Below are 18,513 nucleotides of genomic sequence, written 5' to 3' on the forward strand. Positions count from 1 at the left end.
TCACGACTTTAGTGCACGCACCCGGGCGAGGGTCCAGCCGCCGGACGCCGACGACTCGACGCCGACCACACCGACCAGGTTCTTGCTGTCGTCGATCACCTGGTTCAGCATCGCCACGTGCAGGTCCTGGGTGTAGGCGCCGGTCTCGGCCTGGACCAGACAACGGCGCCAGTTGTTCTGCGGCATCAGGCGCCCGGCGTTGGTCACCCACATCATGTAGATGGTGCCCTTGATGTACTCAAGATCATCCCGGCAGGCCGGGTAGCTGGTGTTCGGGCTCTGCAGCAGATAAAGGCCCTTGGGGTACGTCGTGCTCCCGTTCATAGCGCCGACGTTGAGGTTCCACGCCTGGCCGTACTGGGCCGTCGAGCCTTCGACGACGTAGTCGGTGGTGCCGTAGTAGAGGTCGGCGACCGAGTCGACCATGCCCATCGTCTTGTAGTAGCTGAACGGCTGCTTCGATCCGTAGCCGATGCCGCCGTTCGGGTCGCTGCCGTCCCAGGCCGCGGAGACCAGGGACATCTGGCCGAGCGTCCCGCTGCGCAGCTGGGTCAGGTCCCAGGTCTCGGTCATGCCGCTGTCCCAGGTGATCACCAACCGCCCGGTGTTGTCGGTCCCGGTGAAGGCGTAGTTGCCCTGCCAAGTGCCCGACCGGGATGCGGTCGCGGTGAAGATCGGGCAGCGCTCGACCCCGTTGCACGGGCCGGCGTAACCGATCACGGTCTTCACGCCCGCGACGGTCGGGTCGTACTGGGCGAAGGTCCCGGCGACCCGGCCGCTGGTCGGCGTGCTCGGGGTCATCGAGTAGTTCACGTTGCGGACCCAGGGCCCGACGTTGGCGATCCGGCCGAGGTTGGCCGACCAGGTGAGGCGGGTCAGCCCGGTGTCGGCCTGGGCTGGCGTCGGACCGCCGGCGACCACGAGCACGACCAGCAACAACAGTGCCCCGCAGGTCCGGCCGATCCGGCGGAGGTAGTGGCTCGGACGCATGATCATTCGGCACCTCCAGCACGATTCCGGCTTGGGATGCAGTGATCGTAAGGCGGCAGTGACCTCCGCCACAAGAGCTCCGGACGTCCAGAATCCCGATAGAGGATGGCCCTTAATTGGGACCGAAATCAGGCGGTCAGCAGCTGCATCAGGTTGCGGGTGACGTGGAACGGATCCTTGACCGGCAGCGCGACCACCTGGTCCAGCGGCCGGCCGGCCCGGTCGCGGATCTGGATCCACTCCTCGCCGTCGTCGCCGCCGGGGAACGTCGCGATCAGGTAGTCCCAGACCCGGAGCAGCCAGTCCCGGGACTCGGCGTGACCGTACCCGCGGGTGGCGATCATGGTCGTCGCCGCGGTCTCGGAATGCACCCACCAGAGCTTGGTGTCCCAGGTGTTCACCAGTCCCTGCTCGTACGGGCTGCCACCGTCGGTCCCCTGAGGCCGGTCCGGCGCCTCCGCGTCGACATAGCGGAGCAGGCCGCCGTGCTCCGGGTCCCAGGCGGACGCACAGAGCGCCGGAATCCCTTCCAGCAAGGAATCCCGGTGCCGATGATCATCGAGCAGGTCCATCGCGGCCAGCGCCATCCAGGTCCCCTCGATGGCGTGGCCGGGCACCCGATGCCGGCCCAGCAGCGTGTCGCCCGAGGCCGGCAGCAGCTCGGCGAACGTACCGTCCGGCAGCCGGTGCGTGATCATCAACTCCAGCGCCTCGGCCAGCCAGCCCCGGTACGGACCGTCGCCGCCGAGGGCCAGGTCGGCCTGGGCCGCGGCGAGCAGGACGTTGACCAAGATCATCTTCGGGCCGTAGGCGGTGTGCCCGGCCGGAATCGGGTACGGCGGCGTCGGTGCCGTACCGGCCAGGATGTCGGCCCGGGCCCGGCGCAGCACCGGGTCGGCCAGGTCGAGCCAGGACCGGTCCCGCTCCACCCGGGCCAGCTCGGCCAGGCCGAGCACGGCGAAGCAGTCGGCGTAGACGCTGCGGTCAGGCTGGCCGCCGCCGCGGCTCTCGGCGAGCGGCCGGCCGTCCCGCGTGGTGGCGTACCAGCAGGTCCCGTCCGGCCGGATCGCCTGCTCGGCGACGAACCGGGCGCCCCGCCGGGCCCAGTCGAGCAGGTCCTCCACTGACCCGGTCAGCTCCCCCGCGTCGACCCGTTCGGCGGCGTGCGCGAGCAGCCAGACGAACCGGCCCTGGGACCAGGTGAACTTGTCCGTCCCGGTCCGGTTCCGGCCGCGGTTGTCGAAGCAGGTGTGGAAGCCGCCGTACTCGTGGTCGATCCCGCGGTCCAGCCAGAAGGGCAGGATCACCTGTTCCAGCTGCTGCCGCGCCGTGATCTTGATCTCCACGACCCGGTCGTCGGCTCCGTCAGCCATCCACTCCGCCCTCCCCTGGTGCCCCACAAGACGGGACCGTCGTTGACCCGGAACGGGCCACACGCTACTGTCTACTGCAACCGATTGCAATAGATTGGGCAAGGGGTCGATCCCCTTTGAAGCCCCGCTCCGCTCCGTGAACGGACAGGAGCGTTTCTCTTTGAAAGGGGACTGCCTGATGGACCTCGCCGATTCTCGCCCGCTGGCCGGGGCCGTTGTGATCGAGCCGACCGAGGACGAGGCCGGGCGGCGGGCTGCCGCGGCGGCCGCCGACCTGATCGTCGCGGCCCAGCAGCGGTCCGGCGCGGCGCGGGTGATCTTCGCCAGCGCCCCGTCCCAGGAGGCGATGCTGGCGCACCTGAGTGCCGACGCCCGGATCGGCTGGACCACGGTCCGTTCGTTCCACATGGACGACTACCTCGGGCTGGCCCCGGATCACCCGCAGGGATTCGGCCAGTGGCTGTCCGATCGGCTGCCGGAGGCTGCACGGCCCGGGCTGCAGCGGATCGACGCCACCGCCGACCCGGACGCCGAGATCGCCCGCTACACGGGCCTGCTGGCCGAGGCGCCGATCGACGTCACCTGCCTCGGCATTGGCGTGAACGGCCACATCGCGTTCAACGAGCCCGGCGACACCGACTTCGCCGACACCCGGCTGGTCCGGCGGATCCGGCTGGACGACGTGTCCCGCAAGCAGCAGGTCGACGACGAACTCTTCGAGACCATCGAGGACGTCCCGGAGTTCGCGCTCACGCTGACCGTGCCCGCACTGACCGGCGCCGCGGCCATGGTCGCGACGGTGATCGGTGCGCACAAGGCCGAAGCGGTACGGGCAGCGCTGGAGGGCCCGCTGACCACCGACTGCCCGGCCAGCGTGCTGCGCACCCACCGGCAGGCGTCGCTCTACCTCGACGCGGGCGCGGCGTCGAGACTGACGCCGGACCGAAGCTGATCATGACCACGATCACCGCCGAGCCGGTGGACGAGTCGGCCGGACCGCGTACGGTGCTCGGCGAGAGCGCCCGCTGGGACGGTGCGACCTGGTGGTGGGTCGACGCCGACCCCGGGCACGTCTGGACCCGACGCCCGGGCGGCGCCGCCGAGCCCGTGATCATGGACGGCGGCCGCACCTCGCTGGTCCAGCCGGACGGCGCGGGAGCAGCCCTGGTGGTGCAGGGCACGTCGCTGTTCGCGGCCCGTCGTGATCATGACCGCGGCTGGCGGCTGGACCGGTACGGCGCGGTCGACGTGCCCGACGGGTGGCTGGTCAACGACGGTACCGCGGACGCCGCGGGCCGCCTGTGGATCGGCAGCATCGAGCCGGCCCGGACCGCCGGTGCCGGCGCGTTGATCAAGGTCGACCTGGACGGGGTCAGCAGCCGGCAGGCCGGCGGGATCACCCTGTCCAACGGCATGGTGTGGTCGGCCGACGGGACCGAACTGTTCCACGCCGACACGTTCGGCCACGCGATCCTGCGGCACCGGGTCGACCCGACATCGGGCTCGGTCAGCGAGTCCGCCGTCGCGTTCGAGATTCCGGCCGCGGACGGGCTGCCGGACGGGCTGGCGGCGGACCAGGCCGGCGGGCTCTGGGTCGCGCTCTACGGGGCCGGGCAGGTGCGCCGCTACACGCCGGACGGTACCGTCGACGTCGTGATCACGATCCCGACTCCACAGACCACCAGCGTCGAGCTCGGCGGGCCGGACGGCCGCGACGTGTTGATCACCAGTGCCCGGGAGGGATTCTCCGAGGCCGACTCGGCGGCGGACCCGCTGGCCGGGCGCCTGTTCACCGCCCGCTCGCCGTACCCGGGCCGGCTGCGTCCCATGATCACGCTGCCCGCAGCGACCGGATCCGGCGCATGAGCGGGAAGCTCGCCGACCGGGTCGCACTGATCACCGGGGCGTCCCGGGGCATCGGTGCGGCGACCGCCCGGCGCTTCGCGGCCGAGGGCGCCAAGGTGATCATCGCGCACCAGCCGCACCCGGACCGGACCGCCGAGGCGGAGGCCGTCGCCGCCGAGCTCGGCGACGCCGCCGTTGCGTTGCCTGCCGATCTTGCCGACCCGGCCGCCGTCGAGCGGCTCGTCGAGGAGTCGGCGGCCCGCTGGGGCGGACTGGACGTCGTCGTCGCCAACGCCGCGTACGAGACGCACCGGCCGTGGCAGGAGATCACCGTCGAGCAGTGGGACCTCACCCAGGCGGTCAACGTCCGCGGCACCTTCCTGCTGGCCAAGCACGCCCACCCGTACCTGCGCGACTCCGGCCACGGCTCGTTCATCGCCCTGACGTCGATCATGGTCGACCTCGGCATGGTCGGCGCGATGGACTACACCACCAGCAAGGCCGCGATCATCGGGCTGGTCCGCACCCTGGCCCGCGAGATCGGCCCGGACGGGATCCGGGTGAACGCGATCATGCCCGGCGCGATCCGTACCGAGAACGAGGTCCGGTGGACGCCGGACGAGTCCGTCGCCGCCGAACGGATCCTGCCGCACCAGGCCCTGCAGCGGCGCGGCTACTCCGATGATCTTGCCGGCGCCTTCCTGTTCCTGGCCGGCGACGACAGTGCCTTCGTCACCGGACAGATCATCACCGTCGACGGCGGCTGGGTCCTCCGCTGACACAAATCGGTTGACCTCACCTTTGCCGGCGGGGATCTTGGCGGGTATGGGATCCGACCCGAGGACGTTCCGGCCCCGCTCCGACCGGTCCGACGCCGACACGGCGATCAGAGGCGAAGACAGCGGATACGCCTGGCTGCGCGGCGACGAGGACGCCGCCTGCGACTTCCTGGCCGACCTGGCCGGCAGCGGCCGCGCACTGGAGTTCGGGATCGGCGACGGCCGGATCGCCCTGCCGCTGGCCGGGCGCGGGATCGAGGTTGCGGGCGTCGATCTGCACGAGGGAGCGATCGACCGGTTGCGGACCGAGCCGGGCGGCGCAGAGCTGGACGTCGCGCTCGGGGACATGACCTCGGTGCGGATGACGGGCACGTACTCGCTCGTGTACGTCGTCTACAACACGATCTTCAACCTGCGGACGCAGGACGACCAGATCCGCTGCTTCGAGAACGCCGCCCGGCACCTCACCGACGATGGCGCGTTCGTCATCGAGACCACCGTCCCGAGCACCTGGACCGACGAGCACGAGTACGTCCGGCCGCGCTGGATCGGGCACGAGGGAGTCGGTCTCAACGTCTGCCGCTACGACCCGTCCACCCAGGTCTTCCTGGAGAACCTGGTCCGGATCTCGGGCACCGGGATCACCTCGGGCACCGGGGTCTACCGACTGGCCTGGCCGAGCGAACTGGACCTGATGGCGCGGCTCGCCGGGCTACGGCTGAGCGAGCGCTGGGCCGGCTGGAACCGGGATCCGTTCGTCGCCGACAGCACCCTGCACGTCAGCGTCTACCGCCGTCCGTGACCGACGCCGGTCAGCTCTTCGTACCAGGAGCGGGCCAGGGCCGGATCGTCGCTGGTGGTGCCGTCGATGCCGAGGGCGATCGCGCGTTCCAGGTCCTCCCGGTCGCGCATCGGCCAGCCGCGGACCGGGTGGCCGTCGGCGTGCATCGCGTCGACGACCTCGCGGGTCAGCCCGGGCCAACCGCAGTGGAAGATGTCGGAGCCGGTGCGCCGGAGCAGCGCCGGGATCCCCTCCGGATACTCCTCGGCGCTCGGGTGGCCGAAGACGATGATGCCGCGCGGGATCCCGGGGATCAGCTCCTTGGCCCGTTCCAGCGCGTCGGCGTGGAAGCTGGTGAAGATCGTCCGCGCCGCACGATCCGGATGATCATCGAAGAACGCCGCCAGGGCCTCGACACAGCCCGGGTCCTTGAGCTCCACCTGCAGCGTGATCTTGGTCGCCCGGTACGCCTCCTCGAGGGTGAGCACCGGCCTCCCGGAGTCGAGCATGATCGCGCTGACCTCGTCGTACGTCAGCTCGGCCACCGGCGGCATTCCGTGCCCGCTCGAGTCCAGCGCGACCCGGTCCAGCGTCGCGTCGTGCAGCACGATCAGTACGCCGTCCCGGGTCCGCCGGACGTCCAGTTCGATCTCGTCGGCCCCGGCGGCTTCGGCCGCGGCAAAGGATTCCAGGCTGTTCTCGGGATGATGCGCCATCGCCCCGCGATGGCCCGCGATGATCATGGTCGACGAGTCTACCGGGCACCTCCGGCTGCGCCGAGGGCGGCGTCGAGGCGTTCCAGGACGGCACCCAGCTCCGAGTCCCCGTGTGCCGCCGACACGTACCAGATGCCGCGCGGCGCGACCCAGATTCCATGATCGACGAGCACCGGCACCAGGTCCGCGTAACGCTGCAGGTCCAGCCGGGCCAGGCCCGCGGCGTCCCGGACCGGCTCCGGGTCGCCGAACCCGACATGGAACGCCATCGGCAGTCCCTGCACCCGCAACGGAAGCTCATGATCGACACCGAGCTTGCGAATGCCGTCGATCAGCCGGGCGCCGTGCTCCTCGATCTGTGAGTACGGCGACTCCCGGCGCAGCACGGTCAGCGCCGCGGTGACGGCGGCACAGGCCGGCACCGAGGAGTTGAAGGTGCCGGAGTGGTTCACCCCGGCGGCGAACCGGTCCATCAGGTCGGCCCGCCCCGCCAGCGCCGACACCGGCCAGCCGCCGGCCATCGCCTTGCCGTAAACGGCGAGGTCCGGCGTCACCCCGAACCGCTCCGCGGCGCCGCCGAGCGCCAACCGGAACCCGGTGATCACCTCGTCGAAGATCAACACGGCGCCGTGCTCGGTGCACAGTTCGCGCACCCGCTGCAGGTAACCCGCCTCGGGCGGGATCGCGCCGCTGTTGCACATCATCGGTTCCAGGATCACGGCGGCGATCTCGTCGCCGTGCCGGTCGAACGCCTCGGCCAGCGCGGCCGGGTCGTTGAAGCCGAGCACGATCGAGTCGTCCAGGTGGTGCGCCAGCTGACCGTCGCTGGCCGGGCCGGTGACGCCGTCGACGGTCTTGATCAACACGTTGTCCAGCCAGCCGTGGTAGTGCCCCTCGAACCGGACGAACCGGGTCCGCCCGGTCGCGGCCCGGGCCAGCCGCAGCGCGGCCTGGTCGGCTTCCGTACCGGAGACGCCGAAGCGGACCCGCTCGGCCCAGCCGATGCTGTCCAGGAAGATCTCGCCGGCCTCGTTCTCGAGCACGTGCTGGGAGCCGAACACCCCGCCGCGACGCATCGCCGACTCGACCGCGGTGATCACCTCGTCGTGCGCGTGGCCGAGGAAGTTCGGCCCCTGACCCAGCAGGTAGTCGACATAATCGTTGCCGTCCGCGTCCCACAGCCAGGCGCCCTTGCCGCGGTCGAAGAAGATCGAGGGGCTGGTCATCCGGACGTTCGAGTGCACGCCGCCGGGGGTCAGGCCGACCGCCCGGGCGCGCAGCTCCCGGCTCCTGGTTTCGCTCCGCGAGTTCATGATCATCCGCCTCGATGTCCAGCCGACTGATTTCATTCAGTGGGATTAGGGTTTCTGTTGGCGGTGTTACCCTACCAGCACCTGGAACAAAGGACGGACCGTGAACCAGCCTCGCCCACGGATCGCCGCGATCGGCGTCTTCCACGAGACCAACACCTATTCGCCGCTGCCCACCGACCTGGCCGCGTTCCGCCGCCGGGGGCTGCTGCGGGGCTCGGCCTGGGTCGAGGAGTTCGCCGGCACCCGTACCGTCGGCGGCGGATTCCTGGCCGGGGCCACCGAGGCGGGACTGGACGTGGTCGGCGTCTTCGGCGCGTACGCCACGCCGTCCGGCCCGGTCACCGCCGAGGCCATGGACGTGATCATCGACGGCATCCGGACCGAGCTCGATCGGGCCGGCGCGATCGACGGCGTGCTGCTCGAACTCCACGGAGCCCTGGTCGCCGACCGCTACTCCGATGCCGAGCAGACGATCGTCACCCTGCTCCGGAACCGCCTCGGCGACCGCCCGATCATCGCGGTCACCGACCTGCACGCCAACGTCCGGACCGGCCGGCTGGCCGAGCTGGACGCGCTGATCGGCTACCGAACCAACCCGCACGTCGACACGTTCGACCGCGGCCGGGACGCCGCGTTGATCATGGGCCGGGTGCTGCGCGAGGGCATCACCCTGACCAGGGCCCATCGCGGACTCCCCTGCCGAGCCATCCCGTCCAGCCAGGCAACGGCCGACCGGCCGCTGCGGCTGATCATGAACCGGGCCCGGGCCCTGGAGTCGGAGTACGGCCTGCTCGACGTCACCGTGCATGCCGGCTACGCGTACGCGGACGTGCCCCGGCTCGGGATGGGCTTCTCCGCGACGGCCGACGTACGGTCCCGGGAGCTGGCCGAGGCGGCGGTCACCGACCTCGCCGCGTACGCCGAGCCGCTGATCACCGAGTTCGCCCGGAAACTGCCGGCACCGGCCGAGGCCTTCGCCGACGCCCTGACCGGCCAAGGGCTGGTGGCGATCGCCGACACCGGCGACAACATCAACGGCGGCTCGCCCGGCGACGGCACCTGGCTGCTCCGGATCGCCCTTGATCATCCCGACGTCCCCATGATCGGCACCCTGTGGGATCCCGAAGCGGCCGCCGCCGCGCACCGGGCCGGCGTCGGCGCAACCCTCCAACTGGAGCTCGGCGGCCGGGCCGGCCCGAGTTCGGGGGCTCCGGTCCGGACGGCCGCGACCGTGCACGCCCTCACCGACGGCCGGTTCGTGAACACCGGGCCGATGGCCACCGGCGCCCGGGTCGGGATGGGCGACGCGGCGGTGATCAGGATCGGCTCGATCGATGTCGTCCTGCAGTCCACCCCGATCCAGCCGAACGACCCGGAGCTGTTCCGCTCGATGGGTCTCGACCCGAGCGCGTACCGGATCGCGCTGCTGAAGGGCGCGGCCGCGATCCGGGCCGGCTGGTCACCCTTGGCCACTCGCTTCGTCGACGCCGCCACGCCGGGCCCGTGCGACGCCGACCTCTCCCGGCTCCCGCTCAGCCACTGAGCCCTGGAGTCACGCTCGGACCGGTGTTCCGGTCCGGGTACTTGCTTCCTGCTAGCGTTATGCATGAAAATGCGAGTGTGCATGTACAGTCGGCGGAGGTCGAACTCAGGTGACAGAGCTGGTGCGGGCGATCTACGAGATCGAAACGGCGCTGCCGCTCGAGCAGGCGGCCGAGGTGATGGCCGGCGAGCAGTCGAGCGGGACGTTCGTCGCGGTCGCCCGGGAGACCGCGGAGCTGAAGCTCCGGCACCGCGCGACGGTCGCCGCGATCGAGGAACTGCCGCCGAGCGGCCGGCCGCCGCTGCCCGGTGCGGCCGGTGACTGGTCCCGGGCCCGCCGCGGCCGGGTCATGATCGACTTCCCGCTGCGGAACTTCGGCCCGTCGCTGCCCAACCTGCTCGCGGCGGTGGCCGGCAACCTGTTCGAGCTGCGCGAGGTCGGCGCGCTCCGGCTGGTCGACCTCGACCTCCCGGGCGCCTTCGCCGAGGCCTACCCCGGCCCCGCGTTCGGGGTGGACGGCACCCGCAAGCTGATGGACCGCCCGGACGGGCCGATGATCGGCACCATCGTCAAGCCCAGCGTCGGGCTCGGCGCCGACGAGCTCGCCGCGCTGGTGACCGAGCTTGCCGAGGCCGGGATCGACTTCATCAAGGACGACGAGCTGCAGGGCAACCCGCCGCACCTGCCGCTGGCCGAACGGGTCGCCGTGGTCACCGACGCGCTGCAGCGGGTGGCCGACCGGACCGGGCGGCTGCCGATGTATGCCTTCAACATCACCGACGACATCTCCCGGCTAGCCTCGAACCATGATCTTGTCCGGGACGCCGGGGGCCGCTGCGTGATGATCTGCGTGACCACCGTCGGGCTGGCCGGACTGCAGTATCTCCGGGAACGCTGCGAGTTGCCGATCCACGGCCACCGGGCGATGTTCGGCGCGCTGTCCCGCTCGCCGCAGCTCGGGCTCGACTTCGTCGCGTTCCAGAAGCTGGCCCGGCTCGCCGGCGCGGATCACCTGCACACCAACGGGATCTCCAACAAGTTCTACGAGACCGATGATCAGGTCGTGACCTCGATCGCGGCGGTCCGGGCGCCGCTGTTCGGCGGTTACCAGACCCTGCCGGTGCTGTCCTCCGGCCAGTCGCCCGGCCTGGCGCCCGCGACGTACGGGATGGTCGGGACCGCCGACCTGCTGGTGCTCGCCGGCGGCGGCATCCACGGTCACCCGGCCGGGCCGGGGGCCGGCGTCCGGGCGATGCGCTCGGCCTGGGACGCCGCACTGACCGGCGAGGACCTTGATCAACGGGCCGGCCGGGACGCCGACCTGGCCACCGCCCTCGAGACGTTCGGACGCCGCTGATGCCGGCCGCGAGGTTGCGCCCATGACCCAGGTGGGGTTCTACGGGGACGACTTCACCGGGTCGGTCGACGCGCTGCTGCAGTACCGGCGGGCCGGGTTGGACGGGGTCCTGCTGACCGGCCCGGACGGCGACCCGTCGGACGGCGCCGGGCTGGCCGGCCGGGACGTGATCGGCATCGCCGGGATCTCCCGCTCGCTGCCCGCCGACGACCTCGCCACGGAGGTGGCACCCGCGTTGGTCCGGTTGCGGGACCTCGGGCCGCGGGTGGTGCAGTACAAGGCCTGTTCGACGGCGGACTCCTCACCGGAGATCGGCAGCCTGGGCCGGGTGCTGGAGATCGCCCGGCAGTTGTTCCCGCCGCGGCCGGTGCCGATGATCTTCGCCCAGCCGGACTTCGGCCGGTACACGGTCTTCGGGCAGCACTTCGCCTCCGACGGCGAGCGGGTGCACCGGCTGGACCGGCACCCGATCATGGCCCGGCACCCGGTCACTCCGATCGCCGAGGCGGACCTGGCCCGGCTGATCGGCCGGCAGACCTGGCTCTCGGTCGGGTCGGTGCCCTGGACCGAGTACGCCGACCCGGACCGGCTGTCCACCTTGATCAACTCCGGCGCCGACGCGGCCGTGATCTGCGACGCGCTCACCGATGATCACCTGGAACTGGTGGCGCGCGCCGTCCTGGCCGACCCCGCGCAGCCGCGGTTCATGATCGGTTCCGGCGGGCTGAGCCTGGGCATCGGGCGGGCCGTGGGATCGGAGGCACGCGGGCTGAGCCAGTCGAAGCCCAGCCAGGTGTCCCCCGCGACCGACCGCACGCTCGCGCTCAGCGGGAGTGCGTCGCCGCGCACCAGGGACCAGCTCCGGGTCGCGGTGGCGGCCGGCTGGCGGGAGCTGGATCTGTTCCAGGACGGGGTTTCCGAGCGGGCCGTCGACCTGCACCGGTCCGGCGTTCCGGTGGTCGTGCACACCCTGTCCCGGGACGGTGTCGAGGCGTCGGACCGGGTCCCCGACCGGCTGGCGGAAGTGGCTGCGGCCTGCCTCGACGCGGTGCCGGAGACCCGGCTACTGAGTTGCGGCGGCGACACCTCCGGCAGCCTGTTGCGCCGGCTCGGCGTCCGGGAGTTGATCATCGAGGCGGAGCCCTGGGGCAACCTCGCGTTCTGCCGCGCCTCGCTCGGCACCGGGTCGTTCGAGGTGATCTTGAAGGGCGGCCAGATGGGCACCGCCGACGTGTTCGAAGACGTACGACAGGGAAGGCCGCACGCCTCATGCTGACCGACACCCGCACCAGCCGGCACGCGCTGATGACCTCGCTGCCGCCGGCGGCCTGCTCCCTCCAGGGCGAGGCGCCGCTGGCCCGGCTGCGCGAGCGCGCGGTCGAGATCACCATCCCGACCATGGGTTCGATCATGTTCGACCCGGCGGTCTCCCATGCGTACCAGAACTTCCTGATCGCCGCCGGCACCGCGGACGGCGACCGGCAGGGCCCGCCGTTCATGGACGGCGACTTCTACAAGTGGCTGGAGGCGGCCACCGCGATCCTGGCCGAGACCGGCGACCCTCGGCTGGAGAAGTGGCTGGACCTGGGCGCCGCCGCGATCGCCGCCGCGCAACAGCCCGACGGCTACCTGCAGACCAAGACCACGGTCGCGCAACAGTCCGACCCGGCCGTGCGGCCGCTGGCCGAGACGATGGACTTCGAAACCTACAACGCCGGCCACCTGATCAACCTCGCCTGCATCCACCACCGGGTCACCGGCCGGGACGACTACCTGCGGTTGGCGATCAAGGTCGCCGGCTACCTGCAGAAGACCTGCGACGAGGACCCCGCCGCGATCGCCCGCTGCAACACCTGCCCGTCGCACTACATGGGCGTGATCGAGCTCTACCGGACCACCGGGGACGAGCAGTATCTGGCGCTGGCCGAGCGGCTGCTCGACCTGCACGGCGGCAAGGGCCGCGACGGTGGCGACGACAACCAGGACGTCCTTCCGGTACGGGAGCAGCGCAAGGCCGTCGGCCACGCGGTCCGCGCCAACTACCTCTACGCCGGGATGGCCGATGTCGCCCTGGAGACCGGCGACCCGGAGTTGATCACCGCGCTGCACGCGATCTGGGACGACCTGGTCGCCAGCAAGCTGTACCTGACCGGCGGTTGCGGCGCGCTCTACGACGGGGCCTCGCCGGACGCCGGCCAGGACTACCCGATGATCACCAAGACGCACCAGGCCTACGGGCGTCCGTACCAACTGCCGCAGACGACGGCCTACAACGAGTCCTGCGCCTCGCTCGGCTACCTGATGCTGGCCTGGCGGATGCTGCTGCTGACCGGCGAGGGCCGGTTCGCCGACGAGATCGAGCGGGTGATCTACAACGCCCTGCCGGCCATGATCGGCGCCGACGGGAAGAGCTACTTCTACACCAATCCGCTGCGCCAGGTGCGCGGGCTGCCGTACCCGCTGCGGAGGGCCGGCGACCCCGGCGGCACCGTGGTCCCGCCGTCCGACCGGCGGGCCCGGCAGGAGTACATGAACCACTGCTTCTGCTGCCCTCCGAACATCGCCCGGTTCATCGCCGAGCTGCCCTACTACGCGTATTCGCAAGCAGACAACGAGATCTGGGTGCACCAGTACCTGACCGGCCACGCAGCGGCGACCCTCGACGGGGTGCCGGTGACGCTGCACCAGCAGACCGCCTATCCGGCCGACGGCACGGTGACGATCACCGTCGCGGCCGAGCGTCCGGTGCGCGGCGCGATCCGGCTCCGGGTCCCCGGCTGGGCTCCGGGAACGACGGCCGAAGTGGACGGCACTCCGGTCACGGACCCGGCGCGCGACGGCTATCTGGTGATCGATCGTGTCTGGGACGCCGCGACGATCACGGTACGGATCCCGCTGCGGCCCCGGATGATCACCGCGCACCACTTCGTCGAGGAGGCGGCCGGCCAGGTCGCGGTGGTCCGCGGGCCGGTCGTCTACTGCCTGGAGGGCGCCGACCTGCCGCCCTCGGTCGGGATCGAGTCGGTGCTGCTGCCCCGTACCGTCGCCTGGTCCGAGGAGGCCGGGACCGGGATCTTCGCCGGGCACGTCCTGCTCGCCGCGACGGCGTTGCGCCGGCCCGACCAGGTGCAGCCCGGTTCCCTGTACGGGGAGCTGGTGCCGGCCGATCCGGAACCACTGCCGGTCCGACTGGTCCCGTACGGGCTCTGGGGCAACCGGGGCCCGGGCGAGATGTCGGTCTGGAACGCCCTGTCCTGGTAGTCCGCCCTCCGCAGTCAAGCACCGACCCTGGAGTTGATCATGACCCGCATCGCCTTCATCCACACCGGCGCCGTCGTCATCCCGACGTTCGCCGCGCTGGCCCGGACCCACCTGCCGGACGTCGAGGTACAGCACCTGCTGGACGACAAGATCGTCGCCGACCTCGGCCGGGACGCGGCCGCGACGCACGTGGCGGACCGGCTGCAGGCGCTGGGCCGGGCCGCGGTCGACGCCGGCTCCAGCGCGGTGGTCTTCTCCTGCTCGTCGATCTCCGGCTTCGCCGCCGAGCTGCAGCAACGGCTCGGCGTCCCGGTGCTGCGGATCGACGAGGCCATGGCCGACCGGGCGGTGGCCGGCGGGAGCCGGATCGCCGTGATCGCCACCCTGCCGACCACGCTCCGCCCGACCGCCGCCCTGCTGCGGGAGCGCGCCGAGCTGGCCGGGCGGCCGGTGGACCTGACCGAGCGGGTCGTCGACGGGGCGTTCCAGGCGGTGAGTTCGGGCGATCAGGCCGAGCACGACCGGCTGGTCGGGGCGGCGATCACCGAGCTGGCCGAGGGGCACGACGTGATCGTGCTGGCCCAGGCGTCGATGGCCGGTGCGGCCGCTGCCGTCCAGGTCGAGGTCGACGTGCTGACCAGTCCCGAGCTGGGCGTCCGGCGGGCGGCGGAGGCCGTCGGAACTCTCGACCGGGCGACGCCATGATCTCCCGAAAGGCCAGGTCCGGCGCTGTTACCGTACCGGCATGCGCGGGAACTCAGCGGACGAAGGGCCGACGATGAGTTCGTCGGCGGCCGCGGCGCCGCCGGTCGCGGTCGGCCGGTTGTCGCTGGTGGTCAAGACCGCCCGGATGTATCACGAAGAGGGCCTGCTGCAGCCGGAGATCGCCGAGCGGCTCAACATGACCCAGTCGCGGGTGTCCCGGATGCTCAAGGAGGCGGCCCGGCTCGGCATCGTACGGACCGTGGTGGCCTCCCCGCCCGGGCTCTACCCGGAACTGGAGCAGGCGCTGCGGACCACCTTCGACCTGCGTGACGTCGTGGTCGCCGAGGCCGCCTCGGACAGCGAGGCCGGCGTGCTGTCGTCGCTCGGCGCGGCCGCCGCGAGCTATCTCGAGGGCACCCTGCGCAGCGGCGAGCGGATCGGCATCACCTCCCGGTCGGCGTCCCTGTTCGCGATGGTCGACGCGCTCGGACCGGTGACCACCGGCGGCGCCGAGGTCGTCGTGCAGACGCTCGGCGCGGTCGGCAACCCGGCGATGCAGGTCCGGGCGACCCGGTTGACCGACCGGCTGTCCCAGCTCACCGGCGGCGAGCCGGTCTATCTGCCCGCGCCGGGAGTCGTGGCCAGCAAGGCGGTCCGGGATGGGCTGCTGCTCGATCCGTACATCGCCGAGGCGGTGGCCGCCTGGAGCGGCCTGACCATGGTGCTGGTTGGCATCGGCTCGGCCAAGCCGTCGCCGCTGCGGGAGGCCTGGGGCACCGCGCTGCCGCAACGTGATCTTGATCGGTTGATCAAGCTCGGCGCCGTCGGCGACGTCTGCCTGAACTTCTTCGACGCCGCCGGCGACCTGGTCGACGCCCGGCTCACCGACCGGGTGCTCGGCATCGGGCCCGACGAGCTGCGCGCGGTACCGCGCCGGATCGGCGTCGCCGGCGGCCCGGGCAAGGTGGACGCGATCCGGGCGGCCGCGGCCGGCGGCTGGATCAACGTCCTGGTCACCGACCACTTCACCGCGCGCCGCCTGGTCGACGCCTAGCTCCGGTCAGGAGACGCTCTTGATCGCCTTCGCGGCGACGTCGATCGCCTCCAGCTGATGATCACGGAACTCGGGCAGGGTGGGGTGCCACGGCGTCTGCAGGAATCCCAGCAGGCGTGAGGGATCCAGCCGCTCGGTGCAGAACTCGACGGTCCGCCCGAAGTTCTCCGGCACGGTCCAGTTGCTGCCGGTCGGGATCTGGTCGTAACCATGATCATCGAGATCGAGATAGGTCAGATAGCGATCATCCCCCTCGACCTCACGGGGCCGGCCGGACTCGTCGGAGTCGAACGGAGCGCTGTAGTACCAGTTGCTCTGCACGATCGACTTCGGCATCTTCTCGTAGTACGGCTCCGGGTGCCGCCAGGCGTGATCGGACCAGATCCAGGGCCGGCAGCCGTTCCGGTCCACCGCGTCGGCGAAGCGGAGCAGGTCTCGCCACCAGAGGTCGTGCTGGCGCATGATCGCCAGCTCCATGTTCCGCTGGTAGCTCGCGGCCTCCTCGTCCATGCCGATGTGGAAGTACCGCGGCCGGTCGAACAGCTGCGCCACCTCGTCGATCAGGTCGGCGCACACCTCGTAGTAGAGCTTGGTCGACACCATCTTCGAGTACTCGCCGAGCCAGGCGTCGTGGCAGGCGCTGAAGTTGAGCTTCGGGATCGGCTCCAGCCCGAGCCCGCGCAGCCGGCCCAGTTCCTCGTCCAGCCGACCGAGGCTCCAGGCCCCCTTGATCGCGATCTCCGGGTGCGACGCGTACTGGATGCCGTCGCCGAGATCGATGACGATCATGGTGAAGCCAGCGTCCGCCATCCGCTGGGTCAGTTCGGCCCAGAGCTCGTCGTCGCAGCGCAGGTCCGGCGAGTACGACACCGGTGAATCCCCCGGAGTGTCCAGCCACATGTTGTAACTGAGGTGCAGCAGATTGGCCCAGATCAGTGGTTCGGGCATCTCAGAACTCCTTCGCCCAGAACGGGCGGTAGTTTCACAGAACGCAACTACGGTATCAATGTGCAAAGCCGCTTGACCAGTCGTTGACATGGAAAGATGCGCTCCCTACGTTCATCGGGTGTCGGATCGGTTGATCATCGGCGCCGCCCAGCTGGGCCAGGCGTACGGACGCGGGGTGCGCCGGGAGCCGCCGTCGCCACCGGAGGCCGAGGCCTGGTACGAGGCCGTGGTCGCCGCCGGTGCCCGCGGGATCGACACCGCGCGGGCCTACGGCGACAGCGAGGCGGTGATCGGGCGCGTTCGGACCGGACGGCCGGGCCCCGCGGTGATCACCAAGATCAGGCCCTTGGCGGAGTTCGACGAGGGATCCGACCCGGCTGCCGTGGAGCGTGCGGTCCGGGAGAGCCTGGCGGCCTCCTTCGCGGCGCTGCGAGCCGACGCGATCGACACGGTGCTGCTGCACCGGGCCCGGGATCTGCGGGCCGGGTCGGGGCGGGCCGCCGCCGTGCTGGAGGCACTGCGTCGCGACGGCGTGATCATCGACTGGGGTGTCTCGGTCGGTGCGCCGGACGAGCTCCTGGACGCCCTGGACGGGTACGGGCTCGGCCACGTCCAGCTGCCGTACAACCTGCTGGACCGGCGTTGGTGCGAGCCGGACGTCGTCGCGGCGATCCGCGCCCGGCCGGAGGTGATGATCGCGGCCAGATCCACGTACCTGCAGGGAATCCTGGTCGATCCGCTGGCCAGGGACTGGCCCGGGCCGAGCCGGCGGGACGCCATCGACCTGGCCGATCGGTTGGGTGCCGCCAGTCGCGAGCTGGGCCGGGAGAGCCTTCGTGATCTTGCCCTCGGGTACGTGCTCGGGCATCCCTGGGTGGGCGCCGTGGTGGTCGGGGCCCGCTCGGCCGAGCAGGTCGCCGACACCGCCCGGCTGGCCGCCCGCCCGCCACTCACTCCGGTCCAGCTCGACTGGCTCCGCTCGGCCATCCCGGCCGGGCCGCTGGACCTCGTCGATCCGTCCCGTTGGAAAGGATGATCATGACCGATCCGCGACAGCACCGGTTCGACCTGTCCGGGCAGGTGGCCTGGGTGGTCGGCGGTGCCGGGCTCCTCGGCAGCGAGGTGTCCCGGGCGCTGGCCGAACACGGCGCCGAGGTGATCATCGCCGACGCCGCGCCGGACCGGGCGGAGGCCCTGGCCTCGACCCTGACCGGCGAAGGGCTTCGTGCCTCCGGACGTGGCCTCGACATCGGCGACGTGGACGCCGTGGACGCGCAGGCCGCCGAGATCGGCCGGGACCATGATCGACTCGACATCGTGGTCAACCTGGCCGCCTTCCACAGCGGCAAGAGCTATGACGAGATCGGCGCCGACGACCTGGCGGCCGGGTACCGGGTCAGCCTGACCGGATCCCTCGCGCTGAGCCGGGCCGCGGCCCGGGTGATGAAGGAACGCGGCCCGGGGCGCGGCGGGCGGATCATCCTCTTCGGCTCGATGTACGGCATGGTCAGCCCGGACCCGGCGAACTACCCGGACGGGCTGCCGATCAACCCGGTCGACTACGGCATGGCCAAGGCCGGGATCGCCCAGCTGGTCCGGTTCCAGGCGGTCCGGTTCGGCCCCGACGGGATCACCGTGAACGCGGTGGTCCCGGGCCCGTTCCCCAACCCGGCCGGCCAGGGCGCGCACGGGGAGTTCCTGGACCGGCTGAGCCGGCGCACCGCCCTCGGCCGGGTCGGCCGGGCTGCCGAGATCGCGGGAGCGGTGGTCTTCCTCGCCTCGCCATCGGCGAGCTTCGTCACCGGGACCCACCTGGTGGTCGATGGCGGCTGGACCGCCTGGTAGCCC

Annotated in this window: 17 protein-coding genes; 12 read left to right on the forward strand and 5 right to left on the reverse strand. The window is 71.4% G+C overall.

Features of this window, described 5'->3' with window-relative positions; translation table 11 throughout:
- Together ACFQU4_RS11985 and ACFQU4_RS11990 are read right to left on the reverse strand one after the other, a co-directional pair.
- Entirely contained in the window at positions 1–996 is a 996-nt protein-coding gene (locus ACFQU4_RS11985) for a hypothetical protein (protein ID WP_377491579.1), read from the reverse strand.
- A 122-nt stretch (positions 997–1,118) separates the two neighbouring features.
- The gene (locus ACFQU4_RS11990) at positions 1,119–2,363 is read right to left on the reverse strand and encodes an AGE family epimerase/isomerase (RefSeq protein WP_377491582.1); all 1,245 of its coding nucleotides are present in this window, start codon (positions 2,361–2,363) and stop codon (positions 1,119–1,121) included.
- 178 nt (positions 2,364–2,541) lie between these two features.
- Here ACFQU4_RS11990 and ACFQU4_RS11995 point away from each other — a divergent pair, with 178 nt between their 5' ends.
- From ACFQU4_RS11995 to ACFQU4_RS12010, 4 genes are read left to right on the forward strand one after another with little or no spacing between them, the layout of a single operon-like run.
- A complete protein-coding gene (locus tag ACFQU4_RS11995; protein WP_377491585.1) occupies positions 2,542–3,315 on the forward strand; it encodes a 6-phosphogluconolactonase in 774 nt (257 codons plus the stop codon).
- Between the two features lie 2 nt (positions 3,316–3,317).
- Entirely contained in the window at positions 3,318–4,229 is a 912-nt protein-coding gene (locus ACFQU4_RS12000) for an SMP-30/gluconolactonase/LRE family protein (protein WP_377491588.1), read from the forward strand.
- Positions 4,226–4,987 carry an SDR family NAD(P)-dependent oxidoreductase gene (locus ACFQU4_RS12005; RefSeq protein WP_377491592.1) on the forward strand — a complete coding sequence of 254 codons (762 nt, stop codon included), beginning with the start codon at positions 4,226–4,228 and terminating at the stop codon, positions 4,985–4,987. Before ACFQU4_RS12000 ends, ACFQU4_RS12005 begins: the two co-directional genes overlap by 4 nt.
- A gap of 46 nt (positions 4,988–5,033) precedes the next feature.
- The gene (locus ACFQU4_RS12010) at positions 5,034–5,789 is read left to right on the forward strand and encodes a class I SAM-dependent methyltransferase (protein WP_377491595.1); all 756 of its coding nucleotides are present in this window, start codon (positions 5,034–5,036) and stop codon (positions 5,787–5,789) included.
- Here the strand turns inward: ACFQU4_RS12010 and ACFQU4_RS12015 are convergent.
- Entirely contained in the window at positions 5,774–6,511 is a 738-nt protein-coding gene (locus ACFQU4_RS12015) for a glycerophosphodiester phosphodiesterase (protein WP_377491598.1), read from the reverse strand. The genes ACFQU4_RS12010 and ACFQU4_RS12015 overlap by 16 nt on opposite strands.
- 11 nt (positions 6,512–6,522) lie before the next feature.
- Entirely contained in the window at positions 6,523–7,803 is a 1,281-nt protein-coding gene (locus ACFQU4_RS12020; protein WP_377491601.1) for an aspartate aminotransferase family protein, read from the reverse strand.
- A 94-nt stretch (positions 7,804–7,897) separates the two neighbouring features.
- Between ACFQU4_RS12020 and ACFQU4_RS12025 the strand changes: the two genes are divergently transcribed.
- The 6 genes from ACFQU4_RS12025 (at position 7,898) to ACFQU4_RS12050 (ending at position 15,717) form a co-directional block, all read left to right on the forward strand.
- On the forward strand, positions 7,898–9,340 hold the full coding sequence (locus ACFQU4_RS12025; RefSeq protein WP_377491604.1) for a M81 family metallopeptidase: 1,443 nt from the start codon (positions 7,898–7,900) through the stop codon (positions 9,338–9,340).
- Between the two features lie 109 nt (positions 9,341–9,449).
- A complete protein-coding gene (locus ACFQU4_RS12030) occupies positions 9,450–10,697 on the forward strand; it encodes a RuBisCO large subunit C-terminal-like domain-containing protein (RefSeq protein WP_377491607.1) in 1,248 nt (415 codons plus the stop codon).
- Between the two features lie 22 nt (positions 10,698–10,719).
- Positions 10,720–11,973 carry a four-carbon acid sugar kinase family protein gene (locus tag ACFQU4_RS12035; RefSeq protein ID WP_377491610.1) on the forward strand — a complete coding sequence of 418 codons (1,254 nt, stop codon included), beginning with the start codon at positions 10,720–10,722 and terminating at the stop codon, positions 11,971–11,973.
- On the forward strand, positions 11,967–13,958 hold the full coding sequence (locus ACFQU4_RS12040) for a glycoside hydrolase family 127 protein (protein WP_377491613.1): 1,992 nt from the start codon (positions 11,967–11,969) through the stop codon (positions 13,956–13,958). Before ACFQU4_RS12035 ends, ACFQU4_RS12040 begins: the two co-directional genes overlap by 7 nt.
- A gap of 39 nt (positions 13,959–13,997) precedes the next feature.
- On the forward strand, positions 13,998–14,663 hold the full coding sequence (locus tag ACFQU4_RS12045) for an aspartate/glutamate racemase family protein (RefSeq protein ID WP_377491616.1): 666 nt from the start codon (positions 13,998–14,000) through the stop codon (positions 14,661–14,663).
- 40 nt (positions 14,664–14,703) lie between these two features.
- Positions 14,704–15,717 (forward strand): sugar-binding transcriptional regulator, encoded by a 1,014-nt coding sequence (locus ACFQU4_RS12050; RefSeq protein WP_377491618.1) that lies wholly within the window; start codon positions 14,704–14,706, stop codon positions 15,715–15,717.
- Between the two features lie 6 nt (positions 15,718–15,723).
- On the opposite strand, the gene ACFQU4_RS12055 is transcribed toward ACFQU4_RS12050, so the two are convergent.
- Positions 15,724–16,665: a hypothetical protein gene (locus ACFQU4_RS12055; RefSeq protein WP_377491621.1), complete on the reverse strand. Its 942-nt coding sequence runs from the start codon at positions 16,663–16,665 to the stop codon at positions 15,724–15,726.
- Between the two features lie 118 nt (positions 16,666–16,783).
- Here ACFQU4_RS12055 and ACFQU4_RS12060 point away from each other — a divergent pair, with 118 nt between their 5' ends.
- On the forward strand, positions 16,784–17,701 hold the full coding sequence (locus tag ACFQU4_RS12060; RefSeq protein WP_377491624.1) for an aldo/keto reductase: 918 nt from the start codon (positions 16,784–16,786) through the stop codon (positions 17,699–17,701).
- Between the two features lie 2 nt (positions 17,702–17,703).
- Positions 17,704–18,510, forward strand: a complete 807-nt coding sequence (locus ACFQU4_RS12065) for an SDR family NAD(P)-dependent oxidoreductase (RefSeq protein WP_377491627.1) — start codon at positions 17,704–17,706, stop codon at positions 18,508–18,510.
- Positions 18,511–18,513: the final 3 nt, after the last annotated feature.

Origin of the sequence: Microlunatus sp. GCM10028923, from assembly GCF_042666975.1 — a bacterium.
Classification (GTDB): Bacteria; Actinomycetota; Actinomycetes; order Propionibacteriales; family Propionibacteriaceae; genus Microlunatus.

What these genes read in the sequence shown, in the direction of transcription:
- ACFQU4_RS11985 (WP_377491579.1), bottom strand. Translation starts at nt 996, where the DNA reads ATGATCATGCGTCCGAGCCACTACCTCCGCCGGATCGGCCGGACCTGC.
- ACFQU4_RS11990 (WP_377491582.1), bottom strand. Translation starts at nt 2,363, where the DNA reads ATGGCTGACGGAGCCGACGACCGGGTCGTGGAGATCAAGATCACGGCG.
- ACFQU4_RS11995 (WP_377491585.1), top strand. Translation starts at nt 2,542, where the DNA reads ATGGACCTCGCCGATTCTCGCCCGCTGGCCGGGGCCGTTGTGATCGAG.
- ACFQU4_RS12000 (WP_377491588.1), top strand. Translation starts at nt 3,318, where the DNA reads ATGACCACGATCACCGCCGAGCCGGTGGACGAGTCGGCCGGACCGCGT.
- ACFQU4_RS12005 (WP_377491592.1), top strand. Translation starts at nt 4,226, where the DNA reads ATGAGCGGGAAGCTCGCCGACCGGGTCGCACTGATCACCGGGGCGTCC.
- ACFQU4_RS12010 (WP_377491595.1), top strand. Translation starts at nt 5,034, where the DNA reads ATGGGATCCGACCCGAGGACGTTCCGGCCCCGCTCCGACCGGTCCGAC.
- ACFQU4_RS12015 (WP_377491598.1), bottom strand. Translation starts at nt 6,511, where the DNA reads ATGATCATCGCGGGCCATCGCGGGGCGATGGCGCATCATCCCGAGAAC.
- ACFQU4_RS12020 (WP_377491601.1), bottom strand. Translation starts at nt 7,803, where the DNA reads ATGATCATGAACTCGCGGAGCGAAACCAGGAGCCGGGAGCTGCGCGCC.
- ACFQU4_RS12035 (WP_377491610.1), top strand. Translation starts at nt 10,720, where the DNA reads ATGACCCAGGTGGGGTTCTACGGGGACGACTTCACCGGGTCGGTCGAC.
- ACFQU4_RS12040 (WP_377491613.1), top strand. Translation starts at nt 11,967, where the DNA reads ATGCTGACCGACACCCGCACCAGCCGGCACGCGCTGATGACCTCGCTG.
- ACFQU4_RS12045 (WP_377491616.1), top strand. Translation starts at nt 13,998, where the DNA reads ATGACCCGCATCGCCTTCATCCACACCGGCGCCGTCGTCATCCCGACG.
- ACFQU4_RS12050 (WP_377491618.1), top strand. Translation starts at nt 14,704, where the DNA reads ATGCGCGGGAACTCAGCGGACGAAGGGCCGACGATGAGTTCGTCGGCG.
- ACFQU4_RS12055 (WP_377491621.1), bottom strand. Translation starts at nt 16,665, where the DNA reads ATGCCCGAACCACTGATCTGGGCCAATCTGCTGCACCTCAGTTACAAC.
- ACFQU4_RS12065 (WP_377491627.1), top strand. Translation starts at nt 17,704, where the DNA reads ATGACCGATCCGCGACAGCACCGGTTCGACCTGTCCGGGCAGGTGGCC.